We start from the raw sequence: 24,545 nt of genomic DNA, 5'->3' as shown, positions 1-24,545 counted from the left end.
CGCGCTCCCGCCGTGCGCCGGACCCGGCGCGGCGCCTACTCGAGCGCCGCGCGGATGGCGGCCACGGCGCCGTCGAGCGGGGCGCCCAGGCCCTCGACGCGCGCGGCGGGCACGCCGTCGGCGTCTAGCACGGTCACCAGGTTGCTGTGGGCGAACACCCCGTTGCCGGCGTCGCGGTACTGGACGCCGAGCAGGGTGGCGAGCTGCCGGGTAAGCAGGGGGCTGCCGACGAGCCAGTGCCAGCTCGCCTTGTCGAGCCCCAGGGACTCGGCGTAGGCGCGCAGCTTGTCGGGCGTGTCGCGCTCGGTGTCGAACGAGACCATCGCGAACCGCGTCCTGGCGGCGAGTTCGGTGGGCAGGGCCTGCTCGATGTCCTGCGCCGACTTGACGAGGAGCGGGCACGCGGTGGTGCAGTCGCCGTAGAACATCACGACGACGGTGGGCGCGCCGCGCAGCTCGGCCAGCCGGAACTCGGCGCCGTCCTGGCCCGTGAAGGCGCCACCGAGGTGGTAGATGGAGGTGCCGGGCAGTTCCGCCGCGGGCAGCGCCGCCTCGTGCCCGTCGTGGCCCGCGTGCGGGTCGGCCGGGGCCGGCGCGGCGTGCGTGTCCGGGGTGGCGGGCGCCGCCTCGTGCCCGTCGTGGCCCGCGTGCGGGTCGGCGGGGGCGGGCGCTGCGTGCTGGTCCGGCGCGTGCGGCGTCTCGGCCTGCGTGGCCGTGGCCATCACGTGCTGCGCGCCTTCCGCGCGGCCGCCGCCCTCCTCCGCCTTGCCGCCGCATGCGGCCAGCAGCGCGGCGGCCGCGAACGCGGCGAGGAGCCGGGCGCGGCGGCGGGCCGCGGCGTGATCGCGTGTGGTCGTCATCATGGCCTCCCTACCTCACCCGGCGCAGCGGAAGCCGAGGCCGCCGCTGGAGTAACCGCCGGTCAGGCCGCTCCTGAACGCGTAGCGCAGGAAGGCGGCGTAGTCGCTCTTGTCGACGGCGCCGGCACTCCCGCCGCCGCACACGAGCTGCAGGCGGCGGTCGCCGTCGGAGCGGCTGTCGCCCGTGTTGAAGCTCGAGCCCACGTCGAACACCCACTCCCACACGAGGCCGTGCATGTCCTTGACGCCGTAGTAGTTGGCCTCGTCCATGCCGACGGGTCCGGGCCGCTGCGCGCGGCTCGTGGTGAGCGTCAGCACGCGCGCCGCGTAGCCCGCCTCGTCGCGGCCGCGGGGGCCGGCGTAGCCGGCGTTGGCCACGAACTCCCACTCGGCCTCGGTGGGCAGCCGCGCGCCGCGAGCCTCGCAGTAGGCGGCGGCCGCGAACCAGCTGACGTCGGTCACGGGGGCGGACGGGTCGAGCGCACCGAGGTCGAGGTCGCCGTCCCAGGCGCGCAGGTAGGCGCTGCCCGCGAACACCTCGGGGACGGCGCTGCGGCGCCACTCCGGGTTGGCCTCGAGGAACGCCAGGAACTCGGCGTTGGTGACAGGCACGACGTCGATCCGGAACGGTTCCACCACCGTCGCGGCCTCACCCTCGACGGGGAAGAGGAGCTCGACCTCCCCGCCCTCGATGGCGACCATGCTGGTCGCGGCGGCCGCGGTGGTGGTCGGCATGGCGGCGGCGAGGAGCCAGAGCCCCGCCACGGCGGCCGCGAAGCGGCGCGTCAGGCGGGCGGCGCGGCGCCGCGGCGCCGGGGTGCGCGTGCGTGAGTGGGTGCGGGTGGTCACGGTCGACCTTCCGTCCTGGAGGCGTGGGGCGCGCCGCTGGCGGCGGTCGGGCCCCACGCGCGAGTCAAGCGGTTCGTTACTCGGTGGCGTCCGGGTCGTAGGGCCTGATGTCGGTGCGCTCGGTGAAGATGGTCGGGTTCTTCTCGCCGACGACCACGAGCTGCCCGACGGCGCCCTTGTTGAACGCCCGGAAGATGGCGTGGTCCACCAGGTTGTAGGTGCCGGGCACGTCGACCCCGAACTCGACCATCACGGCGCCGCCCGCCGGAACCGACGTGGTCTGGACGTCGTGGTTGATGAGGCGGCCGCCCTCGACGTTGACGGTGTCGAAGATCTCGCCGATGACGTGGAACGAGCTGGTCAGGTTCGGGCCGCCGTTGCCGAAGAAGATGCGGACCTTGTCGCCCACGTCGGCGAACAGCGCGTTCTCGCCCACCAGCGAGCCGACGGAGCCGTTGAAGACCACGTAGGCGGCGTCCTCCTTGATGGCGCGCTGCATGTCGAAGTCCTGCAGGCCGCGTTCACCGAAGTCGCCCTTGGTGTAGAAGTCGCCCTGCACGACGTAGAACTCCTTGTCGACGGGCGCCAGGCCCTCCTTGGGCTCCACCACGATCAGGCCGTACATGCCGTTGGCGATGTGCATGCCAACGGGCGCCGTGGCGCAGTGGTAGATGTAGACGCCCGGGACGAGCGCGGAGAACGAGAAGGTGGCCTGCTGGCCGGGGGAGATGAGCGTGGCCTCGGCGCCGCCGCCCTGGCCGGTCACGGCGTGCAGGTCGATGTTGTGCGGCATGAGGCTGGTGGGGTGGTTCTGCAGCGTGAAGGTGACGTAATCGCCGTGGCGCACGCGGATCATGGGGCCGGGGACCGCGCCGCCGAAGGTCCAGAAGCGGTACTCGACGCCGTCCGCGAGGCGCAGGACCTCCTCGGTCGTCTCGAGCTCCACCTCGACGTGGGCGCGGTAGTCGCGGTCGACGGGCGGCGCCGCGTTGGGGGCGTAGCCGAGGACGGCCTTGATAACGGGGAGTTCCTCGACGGGGACGAGGTCCTCGGGGTCGGTGAGGGCCACGTGCTCGCCGGCGGGCTGGTTGATGGTCAGGTCGTGCCCGTGGTCGGCGCCGGCCTGCTGAGCCGGGGCGGCGTCGACGCTCGTGCCGAACAGTGCCACCCCCACCGCTAGCGCGACGATGATCGCGGCGACGGCGTAGATGACGCCCAGGGGGAGGTTTCCGCGCTTGTCTCGCATGTCCTGCTCCTTTTGGTGTCCGTCTTGGTCGAGCGGCGAGGGTCACCGCCTAACACGGACTCGTGACTCCAAGTTAGTCCCGGGCTCCAGGCTCGACCAAGGACAGATGTCCTGCCGGGCCCGGTCAGGTTAGCCGATTAACCTACGTCCTGGACGCCAATCGCGCATCGTGATAAACGTGGAGGCACCGGTCCTGGTTTCTTGGTACCGTTCAGGGGTGGTAGAGCCAGCGGCAACCTCCCCCTACCGGACGGTCCTCCGCAAGGAGGAGAGCTACGCCATCCACGCGCTCATCTACGCGGCGGAGAACCCCGGCGCGGCGGCCGCCAGGATAGCAGCCGACCTCAAGAAGCCGCCGGCCTTCCTCGCCAAGGTGCTGAGGCGCCTGGCGCAGGCGGGTTACGTCGAGAACCGCCAGGGCCGCAACGGCGGCGTCACGCTGATCGTCGACCCGGCCACCGTCTCGCTCCTCGACGTGATCGAGACCATGTCGGGGCCGCTCGTCGTCGACACCTGCCAGACGAGGGAGCGTTGCGCCACCACCGAGCGCAAGGGTTACTGCCGCCTCAACCTGGCCTGGATAGGCGCCTCGCTCACCATCCGGGAGGCGCTGTCGAGCGTGCGGCTCGACCAGCTCATCGACCCGCCCGGCGGCAACGGCGCGGCGCCCACGCCCACCACGCGCGGGCGCGTGAGCGCCGACGCCTGACGCCCAAGGGCTAACCTGAGGGCGTGACCGACGCCCATAAGATGACCTACGCCCGCGTGGGCCGCTCCGGCCTGCTACTTCCCAAGGTGTCGCTCGGCCTCTGGCACAACTTCGGCGACGACCGCCCCTTGAGCACCATGCGCGCCATCCTCACGCGCGCCTTCGAGCTGGGCATCACCCACTTCGACCTGGCCAACAACTACGGCCCGCCCCCCGGCTCGGCCGAACGCAACTTCGGCGAGATCCTCGCCACCGACTTCGCTGGCCTCCGCAACCGGCTCGTCATCTCCACCAAGGCCGGCTACGAGATGTGGCCAGGACCGTACGGCGAGTGGGGGTCGCGCAAGTACCTCCTGTCGAGCCTCGAGGAGAGCCTGAAGCGCATGCGGCTCGACTGGGTGGACATCTTCTATAGTCACCGCTTCGACCCGGCCACCCCGCTCGAGGAGACGATGGGCGCCCTCGCCAGCGCCGTGCAGCAGGGGAGGGCGCTGTACGCGGGCGTGTCGTCCTACTCGCGTTCCGCCACGCGCGAGGCCGCCGCCCTCCTGCGCCAGGCCGGCACCCCGCTGCTCATCCACCAGCCGTCCTACTCGATGTTCAACCGCTGGATCGAGGGGGGCCTCCTGGACGTGCTGGCCGACGAGGGCGCCGGCTGCATCGTCTTCTCGCCGCTCGCGCAGGGGCTCCTCACGTCACGCTACCTGGGCGTCAAGCCCAGCGAGGTCCACGACACGCTGCCGCCGGGCTCGCGCGCCAGCCGCGCGGGCTCCTTCAAGGAGTCGATGCTCACCAAGGAGACGCTCGAGCGCGTGCACGCCCTCGACGACATCGCCAGGGGCCGCGGCCAGACCCTGGCGCAGCTCGCCCTCGCCTGGTGCCTGCGCGACCCGCGCGTCACCTCCGTCCTGATCGGCGCGTCGAGCGTGCGGCAGCTGGAGGAGAACGTCGGCGCGCTCGCCAACCTCGAGTTCACGGCGGAGGAGCTGGCGCGGCTCGACGAGCTCGCCGTCGACGCGGGCATCAACATCTGGCGGCGCTCGAGCGAGGACGGCGGGGAGCCGCCGGCGACCGGGAGGTAAAGCCATGACCGACCACCCGAAAGGGAGCACCGAGGCCTGGGAGGCGCTGCGGGCGCATCAGCGCCAACTCGAGAACGTGCGCGTCGCCGACCTGTTCGAAGGCGACGACAAGCGCTTCGAACGCTTCTCCATGCAGGCGGGCGAGCTCTTCGTCGACCTGAGCAAGAACCGCATCACGCAGGAGACCGTGAAGCTGCTGCTGGCGTTGGCCGAGGCGCGGGGCCTCGCCGCCCGGCGGCGCGCCATGTTCGAGGGCCAACGCATCAACACCACCGAGGACCGGGCGGTACTGCACGTGGCGCTCCGCAACCGTTCCAACACGCCGATCCTCGTGAACGGCAAGGACGTCATGCCCGACGTCAACGCGGTGCTGGCGCAGATGGAGCGCTTCGCCGGCGCCGTGCGCCGCGGCGAGTGGCGTGGCCACACGGGCGAGCGGATCACCGACGTCGTCAACATCGGCATCGGCGGCTCGCACCTCGGTCCGCAGATGGTCGTCACGGCGTTGAAGCCGTACACCACCGCCGCGCTGACCACCCACTTCGTCTCCAACGTCGACGGGGCGGCCATCAGCGAGGTGCTCGCGGGCCTGCGGCCCGAGAGCACCCTGTTCGTCGTGTCGTCGAAGACGTTCACGACGCAGGAGACGATGACCAACGCGCACACGGCCAGGCGTTGGCTGGTCGAGCGCTTGAAGAGCGACAAGGCGGTGGCGCGCCACTTCGTCGCCGTCTCCACCAACCTCGCCAAGGTGGCCGAGTTCGGCATCGAGCGCCAGAACGTCTTCGCGTTCTGGGATTGGGTCGGCGGGCGTTACTCGCTCTGGTCGGCCATCGGCCTCTCCATCGTGCTGGCGGTCGGCTACGAACGCTTCGTGGAGCTCCTCGAGGGCGCGCACGAGCTGGACCGGCACTTCCAGGATGCCGACCCGAACCGCAACGCCCCCCTGCTCATGGGGCTCCTTGGCGTCTGGTACGGCAACTTCTTCGGGGCGGAGAGCTCCGCCGTGCTGCCGTACGACGAGTCGCTCCGCTACCTGCCGAGCTACCTGCAGCAGGCGTTCATGGAGTCGAACGGCAAGGACGTCGACCTCGCCGGCGAGAGAGTCGCCTGGCAGACCGGTGCCATCATCTGGGGTTCGCCCGGCACCGACGGGCAGCACGCCTACTACCAGCTGCTCCACCAGGGCACCAAGCTGATCCCGGCCGACTTCATCGCGCCCGCCAGGCCGTTCCACGCGCTGACGGAGCACCACGACATCCTCCTCGCCAACTTCCTCGCTCAGACCGAGGCGCTCATGCTCGGCCGCACCAGGGCGCAGACGCGCGCCATGCTGGAGGAGCAGGGAGCACCGGCGGACCGCCTCGAGCTGCTAAGCGCCGCCAAGTCGTTCCCGGGCAACCGCCCCACCACCTCCATCCTCATGCCGCAGCTGACGCCGCACGCCCTCGGCAACCTCATCGCCCTGTACGAGCACGCCATCTTCACCCAGGGGGTGGTGTGGGACATCGACAGCTTCGACCAGATGGGCGTGGAGCTCGGCAAGGAGCTGGCAACGAACCTCTTGGGCGAGGTGCGGGCGGGCGCCTCCGCCCCCGGCACGCACGACGCGTCCACCGCGGGCCTCCTGGCTCACCTCGGGCAGTTGCGCGGCCGCTGAGCCGGGGCGACGATGAAGGCAGGGTTCAGGAGGTTGTCACTGATGGGACCGCGCGGCGGGGTATCACGGGGCGAACGGAGTGTCCACCATGACGAGGCGCGACCCGGAACCCCACTGGCACCACCCTGGACGCGCGGCAGCGCGCCGCAAGGCCTGGCTCGCGGCGGCGCTCATGGTGGCGCTCGCGAGCCTCTTGTTGGCGGGGTGCTTCCAGGAGCCGCCGCCCACCGTCGCCGTCGAGACCGTCACCACCAGCATGACCGGCTTCGCCCGGGCCGACGTGGTGGTGACGGCGCCGTCGCACTGGGTCATCGAGGCCCTCCCGACCGACCCCACCCTCGCCGGCGCCGTCTCCTTCGCGCCAAGTAACGGCAGCGGCAGCGCCGTCGTCACCGTTATCGTGGACCCGGCGGCCATGCCGCGCTTCCCGGCGCGGTTCCGGGTGCGGCTGACGGCCACCCACCGCGGCAAGCAGTACGTGGCCACGAGCGGCGAGGTCACGTTCGCCTACCCCGACGTGAGCGGGATCGTGGTGGGCGGCCCCGGCGGCTCCGCCTTGGCGGCGCCCGACCAGGCCGCGCTCGCCACGTTGGCGGCCCCCGGTCGGGCCGCCGCGAGCGCCATCGGCGCCCACGACCGCCTGGACGCCCACCTGGCGCCGGAGCTGCTGGCGGCACCCACCACCACGCTGATCGTCGGGCTCGAGCGACCCGGCGTCGTGCTGCGGGCCAACGGGTCCGAATCCGTCGACGGCGTTGGCGGCGCCGCCACCTTCGCCGGGCGCGAGGTCGCCGTGCGCGCCGCCCTCGCCGACCTCGGCGTGGAGGCGGCGACGGAGCCGTTCGAGGCGGCCGGGCTCACCCTGGTGACGGTGCCGACCGGCAGCGCCGTGAGGGCCGCCGCGGCCCTGCAGGGCACGGCGGGCGTCGGTTTCGTCGAGTTCCCCCGCCTCCTCGAGCCCGCCAGCGTGGACCCGCTGCGAGCCGAGCAGTGGAACCTGGACGAGCTCGGCGTGGAGGCGCTGTGGGGCGTCGCCGGCGGGGCGGGGGCCACCGTCGCCGTCCTCGACCAGGGCTTCCTGCCGACGCACCCGGACCTGGCCGCCAACGTGGTGGCCACCTACGACGCCGCTGCCGGCGGCGGCCCCGTGGGCGCCCCCGGCGCGGTCTGCGGCACGCACGGCACGCACGTGGCGGGCATCGCCGCGGCCGTCGCCAACAACGGCGTCGGCGTGGCGGGCGTGGCGCCGTACGCCCGGTTGCTCCTCGTCAACCTCGGCGAGGCGGTCGGTCCCGCCTGCAGCATGACGACGGCGAGCCTGGTGCGGGCGCTTCAGTACGTCGTGAACGAGGGCTCGCCGCGAGCCCAGGTCGTCAACATGAGCATCGGCGCGGCCTTCGACCTCGGTCAGGGGGTCCGCGACGCCCTGCGCGCGGCCGACGAGCTGGGCGTGAGCCTGGTGGCGGCCGCCGGCAACGACGAGTTCGCCTGCCCGGCGCCGACCACCAACCCCATCTTCTACCCGGCCGCCTACCCCGAGGTGCTGGCGGTGGCGGCCACGGAACCGGGCGGGCTCAGGGCCTGCTACAGCCACCTCGGACCGCAGATGTTCATCGCGGCGCCGGGCGGGTCGAGGACGGAGGGGGTGCTCAGCACGGTGGTGACCTACCCGGGCCCCGTGGCCGGCTACGGCAGGCTGCAGGGAACGAGCATGGCCGCGCCGGCGGTGGCGGGCGTGATCGCCATGCTGCGCAGCGCCGCACCCGCGGCGGGCAAGGCCGCCATCGAGCAGGCGCTGAGCGCCACGGCCATCGACCGCGGCGCCCCCGGCCGCGACCCGGAGTACGGCTTCGGTTTCGTCGACGCGGCCGGCGCGTACGACCACCTCATGGGCCCGCCCCCACCCCCAGAGCCCAGCGACGACCTCATCCTCAGGGTGGCGGGCTACCCTGACGCGATCCTCGACGCCGACGGGCTGTTCACCCTGACCGACGCCCTGCCCGGCCCCCTGACGGTGCAGGCGGGCACCGACCCGAACGGCAACGGCGTCCTGGGCGAGTCGGGCGAGTGGTTCGGCGAGGCCACCATCGAGGTGCGCTTCGGCGCCTACGCGCCCGACGCCGGCAACGCGGTCACGGTCACGGTCGCGAAGGTCCCCTGAGGCACGGGCGGCCCCGCCACGACGCTGCCGGCCCCGAGACGCGCTCGGGGCCGGCAGCCGCTTGTCGATCGATGTTGCGACGCGGCGGCTCAGGCCGCCGGCGCCGTCACGGGTTCAGTTGCGCCTGCTGCGTGGCGGCGTCTACGAAGGCGAGGCGGATGTGGTAGTGCGGTTCGGCCAGGCCGGGGTGGCCGCCGTTGTAGGAGACGTCGACGTGGTCGACCGTCAAGCCGATCTGCGCCAGGAGGCCGGCGGCCAGGTCGTTCCAGTTCTGGGCCTTGTCCATGCCGCTGACCGGGATCATGAACAACACCTCGATGAGGTTGCCGTCCTTGCCGTAGGCGAGCCACGGCCCGGTCGGCGCGTTGGCGGGGTCGATGAAGAGGGCCCCGGCGCCCGGGATGAAGTCGGGCAGCTGGACGAGCGTCGATGCGTTGACGTACGGGGCGGGCGGCGGCGACTTGGTGAGGTCGGCGCTCTGAGCGAACGCGATCGGCAGTGCGGCGACCACCAGGGCTGCCGCGATGAAGGCTATGCGGCGCGACATACTTTTCGAGGTTTCGTTCGAGCGGTTGACCATAACGATTGCTCCTTCCCGCATTCACGGGGAACGCGCTTACCGAAGTGCATTGTAACACTCTCTGACGAAAATGCAAGCCGTTTATGTTATTGTTGGCCGGTAGGGGCTACTAAGGGAGTCGAGCGCGCGCCCGGACGGCGGGCCGCGCCGAACGGTCCATCCCAGCGGCCGCCGGGGTGTTTCACGTGGAACAATCGACCACGAGAGCGACCATGACGCGAGCGTCACCACAGACGAGCACGCCGCCGAAGGCGACGCGAGACGCCCTGCTCGAGGAGTTGTTGAGGGCGAAGCCGGCAGGGCTGACCCTCGACGAGCTGGCGGGCCGCCTCGGCGTGACGCGCACGGCCGTGAGGCAACAGGTCACGGCGCTCGAACGCGACGGGCTGGTGGTGCACGTCGGCTCGCGGCCGAGCGGCCGCCGCCCCAGCCGCACCTACGGCCTGACCCATCAGGGGCTCGAGTCGTTCCCGCGCCGCTACGACCTGCTCTCGCTGAACCTCTTCCGCGCCATCCGGGAGCGGGTCGGCGACGACACGGCCGAAGAGGTGCTGATGACCATGGCCGACGACGTCGCGGCGGAGTGGCTCCCGTACCTCGTGGGCCTCGACCCAGAGGCCCGACGCGCGGCGGTCGTCACCATCCTCGACCAGCTCGGGTACCACGCCGCGGTGGCACCGGGCGGCGTGGGGGTGGCCGCCGTCAACTGCGTGTTCCACAACGTCGCCAACGAGACGCGCGCCGTGTGCCGCTTCGACGAGCGGCTCGTGTCGCTCCTGTTGGGCGAGCCGCTCGGCCTCACCTCCTGCATGGCGGACGGGGAGTCGAGTTGCGTGTTCGCGCGCCTCGCCGAGGCGCAGAAGGGCCAGGGTCCTCCCTGACGCGGCCGGGGCGGCGATAATGGGCGGATGACGACCACGACCCGACCGCCTCATAGCAGCCGAGCCGCCGTGGCGGCCGATCGACGCCGGAGCGCCGTCATCCGGATCGCCCTGGCGCTGGCGGTCTGGTGCGCCGCGCCACCGTCCCCGGCGAACGCGCAAGGCGCCGCGCAGCCGGCGCCGCTCGAGCTCAGGCCGAACGCGGTGGCGCGCGTCGCCGGTCCGGGCACGCCGATCGACACGTTCCAGTACGACACGCCGTTCGTGAAGCAGACCACCGCCGGCGTGGCCGCCGCCGACCTGGAGGAGGTCCTCGTCGGCACGCGCTCGCTGCGCGTCGACACCGACGGCGACGCCCTGCAGGTGAACGTTCGCGCCACCAACCTGAACCCCATCGACTTGAGCGGGAGCTTCCTGACCCTCACGCTCAGGCTGAGCGGGCTCGAGCACCTGAGCTACCTGTCGCTCTACCTGAGCGCCGACGGCTTCGAGACCTACGACTCGTTCCCGGTGCTGACGGGCGTGGCCGACCCGGCCTTCTCCTACGGCCACGACGGCGAGTGGTTCACGATCACGGTGGGGCTGGGCACGACGGCGACCGGCGGCCGGCCCACCATCGACCTCGCCGCCGTCACCGACATGCAACTCAGCCTCGCGGACGACGGCACCGGCCCCGTCACGGCCTGGTTCGACTACCTCGGCGCGCTCGACCTCCCGGCCCGCGGCAAGGTCTCGCTCGTCTTCGACGACGCCCGCGACGGCGCCTTCGCCTTCGCCCTGCCGCTGGCGCAACGGCTCGGCATCCGCGCCAGCATCGCCGCCATCGTCGACCTCGTGGGCGTCGACACCTTCATGACGGTCGACCAGCTGTTGACGGCCGAGCGCTTCGCCGGTTGGGAGGTCATCGCCCACCAGGCGAGCCTGCTGGAGGACGGCGGCCTCGACACGCTCACGCCGGAAGCGCTCACGGCCGAGCTGGCGCGGGTGAAGACGTGGCTGCTGGAGAACGGCTTCCAGCGCGGGGTCGACCTGATCGCCTACCCCTACGGCGGTTACGACGCGGAGTCGCTAGCGCAGGTCCGGCGCTACTTCGCGGCCGGACGGACGATCGTGCGCGACCAGGGTCTCGAGACGTGGCCACCCGCCGACCCCTACCGCATCCGGGCGGTGAGCCTCGGCGCGGCCGACCCCCCGTCGGCGATCAACGCGCTGATAGACCGGGCCGCCACCGAGCGCGCCTGGCTGGTGCTCGTGTTCCACCAGGTCTACCCCCGCGGCTCTGACGTCGACACCTACTACTACATGGAGGACCTGGCGTCGATCCTGGCGCACCTCGCGGCAGCCGACGTGGACGTCGTGCTCTTGTCGGAGGCGCTCTTCGGCGACTGACGTCGGGCGCCACCGGGTGGTGGGCGCACCTCGTCCGGTGCACCCACCACGACAACGCCCTCTCGGGAGACCGCTCAGCGCAGGGCGCCGACCTGCTCAGCCGTGACGGTCGGCGCGGCGTTCCCGAAGCTGGTCCGCTCGTGGTTGATCACGGCGGCCACCTCCTCGTCGGAGAGCTGGCCCGCGAAGGCGGGCATGGCGGAGGCGTAGGTCACCCCGTCGATGGTGGAGCCCTGCTTGCCGTGCAGGACGGTGGTGATGTGCTCGGTGGGGTCGTCGGCCGTGACGACCGGGTCGCCCGCCAGCGGCGGGAAGACGCCGGGCAGGCCCTGGCCGGTGGCCTGGTGGCAGGCGGAGCAGAGGTTGGCGTAGAGCGCCTCGCCCTTGGCTCCGCCACCCTGACCACTGGGAGCGCCGGCCGGGCCGGCGGCGGCGCCCGGCGCCTGGCTGGTCTGGACGGTGGTCGAGCTGAAGGTCGGCGTGGCCGCGAAGTCCGCCGACGGGTTCCAGTGACGCACGCCGTAGAACACGCCGAACGCAGCGATCAGGAGCACCAGCACCCAGGTCCAGGTGGGGATGGGGGCTGGCGTCTCCGCTCGCGACGGCTCCCACGCCTTCTCGCCCACGCCGCCGTACGAGTTGACCAGCACCTCGATCTTGCCGTCGAGGACGTCGCCGGGCGTTATGCCGTGCACGGCGATGCCGGGTCCGTTCCTGACGCTGAAAGGCACGGTGCGAACGCCCTTGTTGCCGCTCGAGTCGAACGCCTCGATGCGCAGGACGTGCTGCCCGTCCTCCAGCTGAGTGGAGTCGAGCTCGAAGCTGACCGGCGGGCGGTAGCTGACGATGGGTTGCTCGCCGCCGTCCAGGTAGACGTCGACGCGGGTCTGGTCCCCGGCCGCGCCGGCGCCGCCCGTGACCGTGGCGGCGGCCTCGTCCGCGCGGCGGCCCTCTTCGTTACGGTCGGTCATGCCGCCCCCCTCACCGGTCGCCCGTCAAGATCTTGCGCTTGATGTGTCCGGGGCCGACCTCGCCGGGCTTGACGAGTAGCTTGATCGTGTAGATGGTCAGCAGCACGGTCACGACGACGCCGATGATCACGAGCACGTACTCGTAACCCCCCTGCGGCGCCATGGCGTGATGGTCCGCCGTCCGCAGGGAGAAGTCGTCGGGCTGGGCGGCGCCGGCCGCGGCCGCGCCGTGCATCTCGTGCTGCAACGTCGTCACGAGGCGGAGTAGCTGGGTCACTGTCCTGCCTTCCTGGCGGCCGCGACGGCATCGGGCGTCACGAGCGTGGCCGAGTTGCCCCAGCTGGTGCGCTCGTGGTTGATGACGGCCGCGATCTGCTCGTCGCTGAGTTGGGCGGCGAAGGGCGGCATGGGAGAGGTGTAGGTCACGCCGTCGATCACGCCGCCCCCCGGCTTGCCGTAAAGCACCGTGGCGATGTGTTCGGCCGGGTCGTCGGCACCGACCACCGCGTTGCCCACCAGGGGCGGGAAGGCGCCCACGATGCCCTGCCCCGTCGCCTGGTGACAAGCCGCGCAGGAGGCCATGAACGTCGACTCGCCGAGCGCCTCGTCCCATTCCACGGGCGCGGCCGGCTGCGCCGCCTCGGCGGTGGTGGGCTCCGCAGCAGCGGCCTCGGCGGTGGCGGCCTCGGTGGTGGCCGACCCCGTCGTGGCCGCAGCGGCGCCCTGGGTCACGGGCTCGGCGGCGGCCGGCTCGGCGGCAGACGGTTCGGCGGCGGGGACCTCGGCGGCAGACGGCTCGGCGGCGGCCGGCTCGGCGGCCGGAGTCTCGGCGGCAGGCGCTTCGGGCGCGGCCGCGGGCGGGGCGGCCGCGGGAACTTCAGTGGCGGGGGCGGTCCCGGGCGCTCCCGTGGCCGCCGACGTTGCGGCGGCGGGTGCGGCCTCGGCGGCCGGCGCGGCCGTCAGCGACACCTGCTTCAGGGAGAGCAGGTAGGCGACGAGCGCCTCGCCGCGTGCGTTGGGGACGACCTTCGAGCCGTCCTTCGGCGCGAACGCGGCGGGGACGGGCACGGCCTTGCCGGGGGGCGCGTCGGCGACGCGGTCGAAGAGCCACGGGTAGGCGGGCATGACCGAGTCGGGGACCACCGCGCGCGGGTTGTAGAGGTGGATGTACTGCCACACGTCGCTCGCCTGGCGCGCGCCGACGTTCGTCAGGTCCGGGCCGTTGCGCTCGCTGCCGAGCACGGCGGGGGCGTAGGGCGCCCAGACGCCGAGGGGCGTGACGTAGGCGTAGTCGCCGGGCGCGGCGGGGCGCCCCCACGCCTGATCCATCTCGAGCGGACGCACCTGCTGGGTGTGGCAGGCCACGCACCCCTCGGCGACGTAGACGCCGAGCCCCTCGCGCTCGAGCGCCGTGAGGGGCACGGCTCCCGGCAGCGGCTCGGAGTTGTCCTGCACCCACATAGCGGGGAAGATGGCGATGATCAGCGAGAGGCCGACGAACACGAAGAACGTCACGCTGAAGAGGAGCCAGTGGTTCTTGTGGAGGTTCACTGCGCCACCTCGGTGGCCGCCGGGGCGGCCGCACTACTGGTGGCGGCGCGGGGCCGCATCGCCCACATGTTGAAGGCGAAGATGATGTGGCTCAGGAACATGAGCGTGCCGCCCACGGCGCGCCACAGCCAGAACGACGCCATGGCCTTCACGGACTCGATGAACGGGGAGCCGCTCATCCAGCTGAGGCCCTGGACGCTGCCGCCGATCATCAGCGCGAACGAGTAGAGCGTGAGCCCCACGACGGCGAACCAGAAGTGCACGCCCACCCAGAAGGCGGGCGGCTCGTGGCCCGTGAGGCGCGGTAGCAGGCCGTACAGGGCGCCCCAGATGAGGAGCACGACGAAGCCGTACATCGTCAGGTGCGAGTGGGCGACGGTGTAGTTGGTGAAGTGCCAGATCCCCTGCAGGCTGCGGATGGCCTCGAGGGACCCCTGCGCCGAGAAGAGGAAGTACGAGATCACGCCGGCCAGGATGAAGGGGAGGCTGTACGAGCGCGCGATGGTGCGCCCCTCGCCCCTCATGGTCAGCAGGAAGTTGCCCGTGCCGGCCGCGAGCGTGATGATCATGGCGACGCTGAAGATGATGGCGACAGTCTGGATCCACCACGGGGTCGGGGCGAAGATGAAGTGGTGGGCGCCGATCATGGTGTAGAAGATCAGCTGCGCCCAGAACGCCAACACGCCGAGCGAGTAGGAGTAGATGGGCTTGTTGAGCAGCTTGGGCAGCACGTAGTAGGTGAGCCCCAGCACGAACGGCGTGAACCACATGCCCACGCCCATGTGCATGTAGTAGCCCTGGATGACGGTCTGGCTGATGGCGTTCTGCTGGTAGAAGGGGATGTAGGCGAAGACCACGAGCGGGATGGTCCATAGGAACGCCGCCATGATGTACCAGTTGGAGATGTAGATCTCCTCGATGCCCCTGTCGGCGATGGTGCGCGCGAGGTTGTAGGCCACCAGGATGACGCCGACGGCGAACACCAGCTGCACGGGCCAGATGTACTCGCGGTACTCCTGACCGGCGTTGTTGATGCCGGCCATCAGCATCACGTCGCCGGCCAGGACCGAGACGTTGATGAGCCAGAAGGCTACCCAGGCGAGGGGGTACGACCACAACCGGCGCATGCTCGTGCGCGGCACCACGTAGAGCGCCGCGGCGATCATGGCGAGCGACGACCAGCCCCAGAACACCGTGTTCGTGTGCACGGGCCGGAGCCGCCCGTAGGAGAGCCACGAGATGTGGTCGACGTCGGGCGCCGCGAACTTGTAGCTCAGGTACAGGCCGACCAGGGTGCCCCAGATGAGCCAGAACGTGGCGGCGCCGGCGTAGGAGTAGATGAGGCTCGTCCAGCGCTTGTCGCTGTCGGCGACGGGCTCGACGCTGGTCTTGCTGACCGTGAGCGGACGTTTGACGGCCAGCACCGGCGAGGTCTGGGCCATCAGCTCGACCTTGGCGGGGCGCTGGGCGCGAGGACTTCGGGACCGATCACGTTGGACATCGACTTGCCTCCTGCTGAGTTGCCATGGCGAGCGACCACGCTGTGCCGGTTCCGGCCGCGGCGTGGCTCGCCTGGGTCAGGGTACTCGTTCGCGGCGGGCGGCGTACCGCTGCCCGGTGCATAGCCCTCGAATTGAACCGTTCCGATTCGCGGTAGCGCGTTGACATGGGTCATGGCGCGGCCGCACTTGACGGACACCGCGCCAAGCCGTACACTCCATCGGTTCATTACTCGACTAATGAACCAAGGAAGCGGAGGCCGGACGATCGACGACACCAGACCACTGTTCCTGCAGATCGCCGAACGCATCGAGGACTCGATCGTCGACGGCAGCCTGCCCGAGGACGCCCAGGCGCCCTCCACGAACGAGCTCGCGGCGTTCTACCGGCTCAACCCCGCCACGGCAGCGAAGGGCGTCAACCTGCTCGTCGACAAGGGGATCCTGGCCAAGCAGCGTGGCATCGGCATGTTCGTGGCGCCGGGCGCGAGGCGCGCCCTGCTCGCCGAGCGGCGAGCGGCGTTCGCCGCCAGCTACGTAGAACCGCTCGTGGTCGAAGCCGAGAAGCTCGGCCTCGACGAGACCGCGCTCACCGCACTCCTGCGGGAGCACTTCGCGGGAAGGAAGCAGCGATGAACACGGTAGTCGAAGTCAACCACCTGACCAAGCGCTACGGCGCGACCCTCGCACTCGACGACGTGGGCCTGGCCCTCGAGAAGGACGTGATCTACGGCCTGCTCGGTCGCAACGGCGCCGGCAAGACGACGCTCATGTCGATGATCACGGCGCAAGCGTTCCCGACCAGCGGCGCCGTCAAGGTGTACGGCGAGGAGCCTTACGAGAACTCGCGCGTCCTGCGGCGCACCTGCTTCGTCCGCGAGAACCAGAAGTACCCGGACGGCGTCAAGGTCGGGCACGCCCTCGCCATGGCGCGCCTCTTCTTCGCCGCCTGGGACCAGTCCCTGGCAGACCGGCTCGTGGCCGACTTCCAGCTCCCGCTCCACAAGCCGGTGAGGCGCCTGTCGCGCGGGCAGCTCTCCGCCGTGGGCGTCACCATCGGCATGGCGGCCCGGGCCGAGATCACGTTCTTCGACGAGCCGTACCTCGGCCTCGACGCCGCGGCGCGCCAGACCTTCTACGACCGGCTGCTGGAGGACTACGCCGATCACCCCCGCACCATCGTCCTGTCGTCGCACCTGATCGACGAGGTGGCGAGCCTGCTCGAACGCATCGTCGTGCTCGACGGCGGCCGCGTCGTGATGGACGAGAGCGCCGACGACGCGCGCGGCCGCGCCGTCAACGTCGTGGGCGACTCGAGCGCCGTCGAGGCCTTCGCGGCCGGGCGCGAGGTCATCCACACCGAACGGCTCGGCCGGGTCGCCTCCGTCACCGTGCTCGGGCGGCTCGAGGGCGAGGAGCGCGCCCGCCTCGCCGCCCGCGGCCTCGAGGTCGCGCCCGTCTCGCTTCAACAACTGATCGTCCGCATCACCGAACCCGGCCGGAGCGCCCGGCCCGACGAGGGAAGGAGCCGCGGATGACGAACGTGATCAAGGTCGTGAGGCTACAGCTACTCAACCGCACCACCTACGTGTACATGCCCCTGCTCATCCTCGCCGGCGCGCTGCTGCTGGCCCTGCTCGTGTTCGCGCTCATACCCACCAGCGAGGCGAAGTACGGCTTCGGCGCCGCCGGCGCTCCCCTCTGGTCCTTCCTGGTCGTGGGCGTGCAGGCGCTGACGCTCACGTTCCCGTTCTCCCAGGCCCTGAGCATCACCCGACGCGACTTCCACCTCGGCACCCTCCTCACGGCGGCCCTCACCTCCGGCATGCTGGCCGCCGCGTTTGCCGCGATCGGCGTGATCGAGCGCGCCACCCACGGCTGGGGCATGAACGGCTACGTGACCCTCCCCTCGCTTGGCGGCGACGCGCCCGGCACGGCGTTCCTCGCCTACTTCGTCATAGCCATGCTCTTCTTCGTCAGCGGCTACTTCTGCGCCGCCATCAACAAGCGCTGGGGCGCCCTGGCGTTGATCGCCGCCCTCGTCGGCCTCACCCTCGTCCTCGCCGTGGTCATCCTCCTCGTCTTCAGGGCGGGCGTGGCCGGCGAGGTCGAGGCGTGGCTGGTGGCCCAGGGCGCGCTCGGCCTGGCCCTCTGGGGGCTCGCGCTGCTGGCCGTGCTGGGACTCGGGTCCCTCGCCGTCATAAGGCGCATGGTGCCGTGAGCCACCCCGCACGCCCGCTCGCGCCACGGACGTAGGCTGGCGGCATGCGCAGCTTCACCGTCACCATGAACCCGGACCGCGCCGTCACGCTGGAGGCGGCCCTCTTCGATCGGCCGCGCTCCGACCAGCTTCCGAGCTCGCTCGAGAACCCCCGGCCCGCCCTGATCGTGTGCCCGGGTGGCGGCTACGAGTTCCTCTCTCAGCGGGAGGCCGACCCGGCCGCCTTCGCCTTCATGCGTCACGGCTTCTCGGCCTTCGTGCTGCGCTACTCGATCCGCGAGCACGCCACCTACCCTCACCCCGCCGTGGACGCCGCCCGCGCCGTTCGCTGGGTGCGCAAGCACGCCGCCGACCTGGGCGTCGACCCCACGCGCGTGGCGGTGATGGGCTTCTCCGCCGGCGGCCACGTGACCGCCATGCTCGGGACCATGTGGCACCGCGACGACCTCGTGGCGGCGGAGCGCACCGAGTACGGCGACCTCGCCGCGCGCGGCGTGACCGCCAACGACGGGCTCCTCGAGCACTCCTCCCGGCCCGACGCCATCGTGCCGTGCTACGCCGTCTTCAGCTTCGACTGGCTGCCGCCGGCCGGACGCCTGACCCGTCTCCTCAAGGAGGACTGCCTGGCGGCCGTCGGCCCCGAGACGCCGCCCGCGTTCGTGTGGACGACTGGCGAGGACCAGACGGTCCCCGCCAGTCAGTCGCTGCGCTTCGTCACGGCCCTCGAGGCGGCGGGCGTGCCGTACGAGTACCACCACTTCGCGCACGGTCCGCACGGCCTGTCGACCGCCGAGCCGGTCGCCAACGCCGACCGCCCCGCCCTACCCGAGAACGCCCACGCCTGGGTCGACCTGTGCGCCCGCTGGTTGCGGGCCACCTGGGCGCGGCGCGACGCCGGGAGCTGACGCCTCAGCAGACGCCACCTGGGAACAGGTCCGCGAAGTTGGTGCCGAGCAGGCCCGAGGTGATGTTGAAAGACAACGCCGCCATGCCCAGGACGGCGCCGCCGAAGCCGAAACCGCCGATGGCGTGGCCGAGGCCTATCCCGAAGATGTTGCTGATGTGCGCCTTGGCGAGGCAGCAGAGCTCTGCCTCCCACGAGGGGTTGCCCTTGGTGCAGTCGTTGTAGCTCTTCATAGCGAACATGAGCGTGAAGGCGTTGTCGTAGAGCATGATCGTGTACTCGGTCAGCGACTGGCCCCGCCCGTCCGCCGTGATGCCGAGCGTCTCGCCCGTGGTCGGGTCGACGCGCCACCAGGCGTCGGCGCCCGCCGGGACCAGTGCGGCGTAACCGAGGTCGAGGTCGCGCTGCAGGTTGCGGCGCGCCTCCGCAGACAACCCGGCCGGCGCAGCACCGAACGGTTCCACCACCGTGAGGTCGCCCCGGAAGTTGGCGGTGTTGTGACGCCGGTCGCCGAGGAGGTCGCGCTCGGTCAACGTCTCCCACACGCCCTGAGCCAGCATGCTCGCCGGCCCGCCGGCGCCGAGGGTGCGCCGCGAGTTGTTCACGATGTCGAGGCGGCTCACGATTCTGGCCTCCTCCACGCTCCCGGCCAGCCCGTCCGAGAACATGAGCAGGCCAGGTTCCGCCCGCCACGACAGCTGCCCGGCCGGACCCTGGTCGAACAGCGCCATGGTGAGCAAGTGCTCGACCGGCGACCCCTGCGCCAGCGACTCCGCCAGCCCGCGCTCCGGCTCGACGCCGTACCTGAGGGCCAGGGCGCGCTCGAGGAGCGGTTCGCTGGCCAACACCTGCTCGAGGTACTCGTCCAGCAGGAAGTCGCGGGGCGTGGCACCGGGGAAGATCATCAGCCGGTGCTCCGTGAGCAGGCGCAGCTCCGCCTCCTCGCGCGTCATCGCGGCCGTGGTCACGGCGCCGGCCTCGCGCGCCTCGGCCCCGATGCGGTCGAAGACCGTGCGGCGGAACTCCCGCTCCTCGCCGCCCGGAGCCACGAGCGTCACGACCAGCCACTGCGCCGTCAGGGCGACGGCCTCGCCGGTGGGCTCGCCGCCCATGCCGCCGAGGCCGCCGATGGCGTCGCTGAAGCCGCGCCGCACGTTCCTGACCACGCCGGCCATGGGGTTGGCGGCGTCCTCGGGGGTCAGCAGGGCCCCCATCATGTCGAACGCCTGCGCCCCCTCGGGGACTCCGCCCATGAAGGTCGGTACCCAGAACTCGCTCTCGGCCAGCACGGTAGGCAGGTCAGCCTCCATGGCGGCCGTGTTCGGCACGTTCGAGTAGGAGATGACCACGCCGTCGGCGTTGGCCGCGGGCCGCTCCCACGCCGGCATGACCGGCCGCACCGTCAGCTCGTCGCCCTCGAGGACCTCGACGAGCACCTCGAACCTGACGCGGTGCTGCAACGCCTCCGGGACGCCGCCCTCCAACCGCTCGGCGACCTCGGGCTCGGCGCCCGCCACGAACGGCGCGGCGGGGTGCGCCGCGGCCCACGCCTCGCCGTCGCCCAACCGGTACTCCACCCAGGCGTACTCGGCCGCCTCCGCCAGGAGGTCGGGCCCGGCGCTCGCCAGCTGGACGCCGGCGTCCGCCAGCGCCGCTCCCAGCGCGCCTGCCAGCTCCGCCGTCTCGGCGGAGCGGTCCGCGTCGGGCTGGGCGGCGAAGAAGAGGTCCCAGTCCATGCTCGGCAGCGCCGCGCGCAAGCGCGCCTCCAGTTCCCCGTAGTCGCGCGCGGGCGCCGCCGCCGTGGTGCCCAGCAGCTCGGCCGCCTGCGCGTCGTCGAGGGTGCCGAGGGCGACGCGCACGTCGTAACCGGCCTGACCCAGGAGCGACGCCAGGAGGACGGCCTGGTCGAGCGCGTTGCCGGCGCGCGCCCGCAGCGTCCCCTGCGCGCCCCGCAGCAGCCCGCGGTACGGCTGGTAGGCGACGTTGTCGGTCACCCACGCCGCGATGCCCTCGGCGTCCTCGAAGAAGAGCTCCATGGCGAGCTCGTCCAGGTCGAACGCCGCCCGGTCCAGCAGCCCGCGGATGCCGGCCACCTCGGCCATCCCGGCGCTCAGCTCCGCGCGCGCGTCGGCGTAACCGTCGACCTGGGCCCGAACCGGGACTCCCATCGTGAGGAGCCCGACGCTCAGGAAGAAGCTCGTGAGTCGGTGTAAGGCCTTGCGCATTCTCTCACCTCGCAGATCCTCGCCGTGAGCCGTCGGCGGCTTCGGGCCGGACCCCCGCCCGGGGGCCTTGGATGCAGTCACGGTAGCGGGCCGACGTCAAACCGCCGTCAACGGCGCCGCCACGCGCCACGCCGCGCCCACCGGTAGAATCCGGTGATGACCGCCTCCCAGGCGCGCGGCGCCGCCGGCGCCCGCCCCACGCCCAGACCACCAGACACGGCCGTGGTCGAGGCGCGCGAGCTCAGCCGCGCCTTCGGCAACAAGGTCGCCGTGGCGCCGCTGTCGTTCACGGTCGCTCGTGGCGAGCTGTTCGCGCTCCTCGGTCACAACGGCGCAGGCAAGACGACCACGCTCAGGCTCCTCGCCGGGGTGCTGACGCCCACTGGCGGGGAGGCGCGGCTGTTCGGCATGTCGCCGCTCGCGCACGGCACCGAGGTGCGAGCCCGCCTCGGCGTGCTGGCCGAGAACCCCGCGCTCGAGGAGCGCCTGACTGCCCGGCAGAACCTGCGCTACTTCGCGGACCTCTACGGCTACCCCGCCGAGCGGGTGGGTGCACGCGTGAACGAGGTGCTCGAGCAGTTCGGGCTCGCAGGCGCGGCCGAGGCGCTGGTGGGCGGTTTCAGCAAGGGCATGCGCCAACGCCTCGCCCTCGCTCGCGCCCTGCTGCACGAGCCGGAGCTGCTGTTCCTCGACGAACCCACCTCCGGCCTCGACCCGGTCGCCACCCGTCAGGTCGTCGAGCTGGTGCGCGAGCAGGTCTCGCACGAGGGGCGCACGGTGGTGCTCAGCACCCACGACCTCAACCTGGCGCAACGCGTGTGCGACCGCGTGGCCGTCATGCGCGGCGGCGAGCTTGCCGCGCTCGGAACCCCGACCGAGCTCACCCGCCTCGCGCCGCACGGCAAGCTGCGCGTTGGCGTCGCGCCGGGCGAGCGCGCCGCCGCGGCAGCGCTCATTGCGGCGCGCCACCCCGACGCCGACATCGCGTCCCCGGACGACGCCCCTGACGACCCCGGGCAGGACACGCTCACCGTGTCGCGCCTCCCAGACGGTGCCACGCCCTCGCTGGTGGCCGCCCTGGTCGGCGCCGGGCTGAGCGTCACGCGCGTCGAACCGCTCGAGCCCACCCTCGCCGACGTCTACTTCGCCCTCTACGGGGCCGAGCCGTGACGGGCCGCCGCGCCCGCGCCATCCGGGCCATCGTCGCCAAGGACGTGCGCGTGGCGTTCGCGAGCAAGGCCGTGCTGGTGCCGTTCATCGTCGTGCCCGTCCTCTTCACCGTCGGCCTGCCGCTGCTCTTCGCCCTCATGGCGCCGGCCGCCGCGGACCAGGGCGGCGACCTCGTGCGGCAACTCGGCGAGCTCTCGCCCACGCTGCTGGCGAGCGTGGAGGGGCTCGACGACCCGCAGAAGGTCGTGGTCCTCGGCCTCGTCTACCTGCTGGCGCCCCTCCTCCTCGTCGTGCCGCTCATGTTCGCCAGCGTGCTCGCCGCCGACTCGTTCGCGGGCGAGAAGGAGCGCAAGACCCTCGAGGCGCTCATCTACAGCCCCGTCTCCGACCGCGACCTGCTCAGCGCCAAGATGCTCTCGGCTTGGCTGCCGGCCGTCACGCTCGGACTCGGCGCCTTCGCCCTCTACTGCCTCACCGCCAACATCGCCGCCTGGCCCGTGATGGGCCGCGTGTTCCTGCCCACCTGGATGTGGGTCGTGCTGGCGCTCTGGGTCATGCCGGCGGCCGCGGCCGTCGGCCTTGGCGCCACCGTACTCGTGTCGGCCCGCGTCAGCACCTTCCAGGAGGCGTACCAGCTGGGGGGCGTGGTGGTGCTGCCGGTGGTCGCGCTCGTCGTGGCCCAAGCCGTGGGCGTCATCTACCTGAGCGTGTGGCTGGTGGCCGGGCTGGGGCTCGTGCTGTGGTTGGCGGCGGCCGCGCTCCTGTGGGCGGGCGCGCGGCGGTTCAGGCGGGCCGAGATGATCGCGCGGCTTTGAGGCGCCGAGGCCACGCGGCACCACTTGGAGGCGGCCGATGCCGACGGTGTTGATCTGTTCCTACGTGGAGCCCGAGCTCGTCGAGGTCATCCGCGGAGTCGACGAGCGGCTCGACGTCAGGTATCACCCCGAGCTCCTGCCCAGGCCTCGCTACGTCGCCGACCACATCGGGGCGCCACTCGAGCGCACCGACGCCGAGCAGGTGCGCTGGGAGGCGCTCCTCGGAGCGGCCGAGATCCTCTTCGACTTCGACTACACGGGCCTGCGGCAGCTACCGGAGCGCGCGCCCAACGTGCGCTGGGTGCAGGCCACCAGCGCCGGCATCGGCCAGCTGGTGCGCCGCCACGACCTCGACAGGATGGACGCCCGCTTCACCACAGCGAGCGGCGTCCACGCCCGCCCCCTCGCCGAGTTCGTGATGATGACCATCCTCGAGCACGTCAAGCGCGCCGACCTCGCCAGGCGGCAGCAGCGCGAGCGCACGTGGCGGCGCTTCGCCACCGGCGAACTCACGGGTAAGACGCTGGCGGTGATCGGCTACGGCCGGATCGGGACGGAGGTCGCGCGCCTCGCGAAGGCGTTCGACATGCGGGTAGTGGCCGTCAAGCGGCACGCCGCGGGCGCCGACCCGGCAACACCGGGCGTCGACGGCGTGCACGGCCCCGCCGACCTCCACGCCGTACTCGCCCAGGCCGACTACGTCTGCCTCATCACGCCACACACCCCCGAGACGGAAGGGCTCATGGACGAGGCGGCGTTCCGGGCCATGCGGCCCGGGGCGATGCTCGTCAACATCGCCAGAGGCGCGGTCGTGGACGAGGCGGCGCTCCTCGCCGCCCTCGACTCTGGCCACCTGTCGCACGCCACCCTCGACGTTACCGCCGTCGAACCGCTGCCGACAGGCAGCCCCCTCTGGACGCACCCGACGGTGACCATCTACCCGCACTCCGCCAGCACGTCGGAGCGGGAGAACGAGCGGATCGTGGAGCTCTTCTGCGACAACCTTCGCCGCTACCTGGCCGGCGCGCCGCTACTCAACGTCCTGGACACGGAGCGGCTGTACTGAAGGGGGCGTCAGAGGGACGCGGGGGCTCGCGGCTTCCTCGTGATCTTCGCGAAGGCCTTCTCGTGCGTTCTGATGGTGACGATGGGCGTGGTCATTGGCCTTACCTCAGAGCACCTTGCAGCCCAGGGCGCCAGCGGATCGAACGATCATCGCGTCCCAGAAGGAGACCCTGGCGCGTGCACCGCCCATAGTCCTAGCACCGCCCCTCGTTCGCGCGCCGAGGCGGGTGAGAGCGGAACCGCGGTCTCGTGGACGGCGTTCACGTAGAACTCTTGGAGAACCTCAACGCTCGAGGCGCCGGACCGGGTCCTGCCTAGGCGCCCCACCAACTCACGAGCCCTTTCGTGTCGTTCTCCGGCCGTGACGTCGTAGGCGTGAAGGAGAACGTTGGCATCGACGAACTCCAGGCTCACAGCTCATGAACCTCGTCGCGGGTCGGAAGCACCTGGCCGACCTCGAGGCCGATGCCCGTCTGCATGAGACGCTCTTCCGCCGCCCAGATGGACTCGTAATCGTTCCCACCGCCGACAGCCTGCTCGAGGAGGTGCGCGACCAAGGCAGAGACGGACGTGCCTTGTTGAGTCGCCAAGACCTTCGCCCGCCTGACCAAGTCCTCGGGAAGCGAGAGCGTGATGTTCCTCTTGGTCATGTGAACTGGTGGGCCCTGCTGGGTTCGAACCAGCGACCAATCGATTATGAGTCGACT

At 71.6% G+C, this 24,545-nt stretch carries 23 protein-coding genes and 1 pseudogene; 13 read left to right on the top strand and 11 right to left on the bottom strand.

Annotation, left to right across the window (positions count from 1 at the left end; genetic code table 11):
- Window positions 1-35: 35 nt before the first annotated feature.
- The 3 genes from H3C53_08710 to nirK all read right to left on the bottom strand — a co-directional run bounded on the left by H3C53_08710 (window position 36) and on the right by nirK (window position 2,955).
- On the bottom strand, window positions 36-860 hold the full coding sequence (locus H3C53_08710; GenBank protein MBW7916746.1) for an SCO family protein: 825 nt from the start codon (window positions 858-860) through the stop codon (window positions 36-38).
- Window positions 861-875: 15 nt separating this feature from the next.
- Window positions 876-1,709: a formylglycine-generating enzyme family protein gene (locus tag H3C53_08705; protein MBW7916745.1), complete on the bottom strand. Its 834-nt coding sequence runs from the start codon at window positions 1,707-1,709 to the stop codon at window positions 876-878.
- Between the two features lie 76 nt (window positions 1,710-1,785).
- On the bottom strand, window positions 1,786-2,955 hold the full coding sequence (nirK, locus tag H3C53_08700; protein MBW7916744.1) for a nitrite reductase, copper-containing: 1,170 nt from the start codon (window positions 2,953-2,955) through the stop codon (window positions 1,786-1,788).
- A gap of 217 nt (window positions 2,956-3,172) precedes the next feature.
- Here nirK and H3C53_08695 point away from each other — a divergent pair, with 217 nt between their 5' ends.
- The 4 genes from H3C53_08695 (at window position 3,173) to H3C53_08680 (ending at window position 8,567) form a co-directional block, all read left to right on the top strand.
- The gene (locus H3C53_08695) at window positions 3,173-3,664 is read left to right on the top strand and encodes an Rrf2 family transcriptional regulator (GenBank protein ID MBW7916743.1); all 492 of its coding nucleotides are present in this window, start codon (window positions 3,173-3,175) and stop codon (window positions 3,662-3,664) included.
- A 41-nt stretch (window positions 3,665-3,705) separates the two neighbouring features.
- Window positions 3,706-4,746 carry an L-glyceraldehyde 3-phosphate reductase gene (gene mgrA, locus H3C53_08690; GenBank protein MBW7916742.1) on the top strand — a complete coding sequence of 347 codons (1,041 nt, stop codon included), beginning with the start codon at window positions 3,706-3,708 and terminating at the stop codon, window positions 4,744-4,746.
- A 4-nt stretch (window positions 4,747-4,750) separates the two neighbouring features.
- Entirely contained in the window at window positions 4,751-6,406 is a 1,656-nt protein-coding gene (pgi, locus tag H3C53_08685) for a glucose-6-phosphate isomerase (protein MBW7916741.1), read from the top strand.
- Window positions 6,407-6,494: 88 nt separating this feature from the next.
- Window positions 6,495-8,567, top strand: coding sequence for a S8 family serine peptidase (locus H3C53_08680; GenBank protein MBW7916740.1), 2,073 nt, complete (start codon window positions 6,495-6,497; stop codon window positions 8,565-8,567).
- Between the two features lie 106 nt (window positions 8,568-8,673).
- On the opposite strand, the gene H3C53_08675 is transcribed toward H3C53_08680, so the two are convergent.
- Window positions 8,674-9,114, bottom strand: a complete 441-nt coding sequence (locus tag H3C53_08675) for a hypothetical protein (protein MBW7916739.1) — start codon at window positions 9,112-9,114, stop codon at window positions 8,674-8,676.
- Between the two features lie 245 nt (window positions 9,115-9,359).
- On the opposite strand from H3C53_08675, the gene H3C53_08670 reads away from it, so the two are divergent.
- Window positions 9,360-10,028, top strand: a complete 669-nt coding sequence (locus H3C53_08670; GenBank protein MBW7916738.1) for an HTH domain-containing protein — start codon at window positions 9,360-9,362, stop codon at window positions 10,026-10,028.
- 69 nt (window positions 10,029-10,097) lie between these two features.
- Window positions 10,098-11,417 (top strand): polysaccharide deacetylase family protein, encoded by a 1,320-nt coding sequence (locus H3C53_08665; protein ID MBW7916737.1) that lies wholly within the window; start codon window positions 10,098-10,100, stop codon window positions 11,415-11,417.
- A 74-nt stretch (window positions 11,418-11,491) separates the two neighbouring features.
- Here H3C53_08665 and H3C53_08660 read toward each other — a convergent pair whose 3' ends face one another.
- From H3C53_08660 to H3C53_08640, 5 genes and pseudogenes are all read right to left on the bottom strand, one after another.
- A complete protein-coding gene (locus tag H3C53_08660) occupies window positions 11,492-12,388 on the bottom strand; it encodes a cytochrome c (GenBank protein ID MBW7916736.1) in 897 nt (298 codons plus the stop codon).
- A gap of 10 nt (window positions 12,389-12,398) precedes the next feature.
- Window positions 12,399-12,665, bottom strand: a complete 267-nt coding sequence (locus H3C53_08655; GenBank protein ID MBW7916735.1) for a hypothetical protein — start codon at window positions 12,663-12,665, stop codon at window positions 12,399-12,401.
- On the bottom strand, window positions 12,662-13,513 hold the full coding sequence (locus tag H3C53_08650) for a cytochrome c (GenBank protein ID MBW7916734.1): 852 nt from the start codon (window positions 13,511-13,513) through the stop codon (window positions 12,662-12,664). The genes H3C53_08655 and H3C53_08650 overlap by 4 nt, the downstream gene beginning before the upstream one ends.
- Window positions 13,490-13,939: pseudogene (locus H3C53_08645) on the bottom strand (cbb3-type cytochrome c oxidase subunit II). The gene H3C53_08650 and the pseudogene H3C53_08645 overlap by 24 nt, the downstream one beginning before the upstream one ends.
- Complete coding sequence (locus H3C53_08640) at window positions 13,936-15,381, bottom strand: cbb3-type cytochrome c oxidase subunit I (GenBank protein ID MBW7916733.1); 1,446 nt, start codon at window positions 15,379-15,381, stop codon at window positions 13,936-13,938. The pseudogene H3C53_08645 and the gene H3C53_08640 overlap by 4 nt, the downstream one beginning before the upstream one ends.
- A 297-nt stretch (window positions 15,382-15,678) precedes the next feature.
- On the opposite strand from H3C53_08640, the gene H3C53_08635 reads away from it, so the two are divergent.
- From H3C53_08635 to H3C53_08620, 4 genes are read left to right on the top strand one after another with little or no spacing between them, the layout of a single operon-like run.
- Window positions 15,679-16,074: a GntR family transcriptional regulator gene (locus H3C53_08635; GenBank protein ID MBW7916732.1), complete on the top strand. Its 396-nt coding sequence runs from the start codon at window positions 15,679-15,681 to the stop codon at window positions 16,072-16,074.
- Window positions 16,071-16,976, top strand: coding sequence for an ABC transporter ATP-binding protein (locus tag H3C53_08630; GenBank protein ID MBW7916731.1), 906 nt, complete (start codon window positions 16,071-16,073; stop codon window positions 16,974-16,976). The genes H3C53_08635 and H3C53_08630 overlap by 4 nt, the downstream gene beginning before the upstream one ends.
- Window positions 16,973-17,659, top strand: a complete 687-nt coding sequence (locus H3C53_08625; GenBank protein ID MBW7916730.1) for a hypothetical protein — start codon at window positions 16,973-16,975, stop codon at window positions 17,657-17,659. The genes H3C53_08630 and H3C53_08625 overlap by 4 nt, the downstream gene beginning before the upstream one ends.
- Before the next feature lie 44 nt (window positions 17,660-17,703).
- Window positions 17,704-18,564 (top strand): alpha/beta hydrolase, encoded by an 861-nt coding sequence (locus tag H3C53_08620; protein MBW7916729.1) that lies wholly within the window; start codon window positions 17,704-17,706, stop codon window positions 18,562-18,564.
- 4 nt (window positions 18,565-18,568) lie between these two features.
- On the opposite strand, the gene H3C53_08615 is transcribed toward H3C53_08620, so the two are convergent.
- On the bottom strand, window positions 18,569-20,788 hold the full coding sequence (locus tag H3C53_08615; protein ID MBW7916728.1) for a transglutaminase domain-containing protein: 2,220 nt from the start codon (window positions 20,786-20,788) through the stop codon (window positions 18,569-18,571).
- 156 nt (window positions 20,789-20,944) lie between these two features.
- On the opposite strand from H3C53_08615, the gene H3C53_08610 reads away from it, so the two are divergent.
- Genes H3C53_08610 through H3C53_08600 form a run of 3 tightly spaced genes read left to right on the top strand, consistent with a single transcriptional unit; the run spans window position 20,945 to window position 23,839 of the window.
- The gene (locus tag H3C53_08610) at window positions 20,945-21,958 is read left to right on the top strand and encodes an ABC transporter ATP-binding protein (GenBank protein ID MBW7916727.1); all 1,014 of its coding nucleotides are present in this window, start codon (window positions 20,945-20,947) and stop codon (window positions 21,956-21,958) included.
- On the top strand, window positions 21,955-22,773 hold the full coding sequence (locus tag H3C53_08605; protein MBW7916726.1) for an ABC transporter permease subunit: 819 nt from the start codon (window positions 21,955-21,957) through the stop codon (window positions 22,771-22,773). The genes H3C53_08610 and H3C53_08605 overlap by 4 nt, the downstream gene beginning before the upstream one ends.
- A gap of 37 nt (window positions 22,774-22,810) precedes the next feature.
- Window positions 22,811-23,839, top strand: a complete 1,029-nt coding sequence (locus H3C53_08600) for a D-2-hydroxyacid dehydrogenase (protein MBW7916725.1) — start codon at window positions 22,811-22,813, stop codon at window positions 23,837-23,839.
- Between the two features lie 409 nt (window positions 23,840-24,248).
- Here H3C53_08600 and H3C53_08595 read toward each other — a convergent pair whose 3' ends face one another.
- Window positions 24,249-24,488 carry a hypothetical protein gene (locus H3C53_08595; protein MBW7916724.1) on the bottom strand — a complete coding sequence of 80 codons (240 nt, stop codon included), beginning with the start codon at window positions 24,486-24,488 and terminating at the stop codon, window positions 24,249-24,251.
- Window positions 24,489-24,545 lie beyond the last annotated feature (57 nt).

The sequence above is a fragment of the Trueperaceae bacterium genome (genome assembly GCA_019454765.1).
In the GTDB taxonomy this organism is placed as follows: Bacteria; Deinococcota; Deinococci; order Deinococcales; family Trueperaceae; genus JAAYYF01.
The sequence above is the reverse complement of the archived record's forward strand: the minus strand, read 5'-3'. Positions and strand labels throughout refer to the sequence as shown.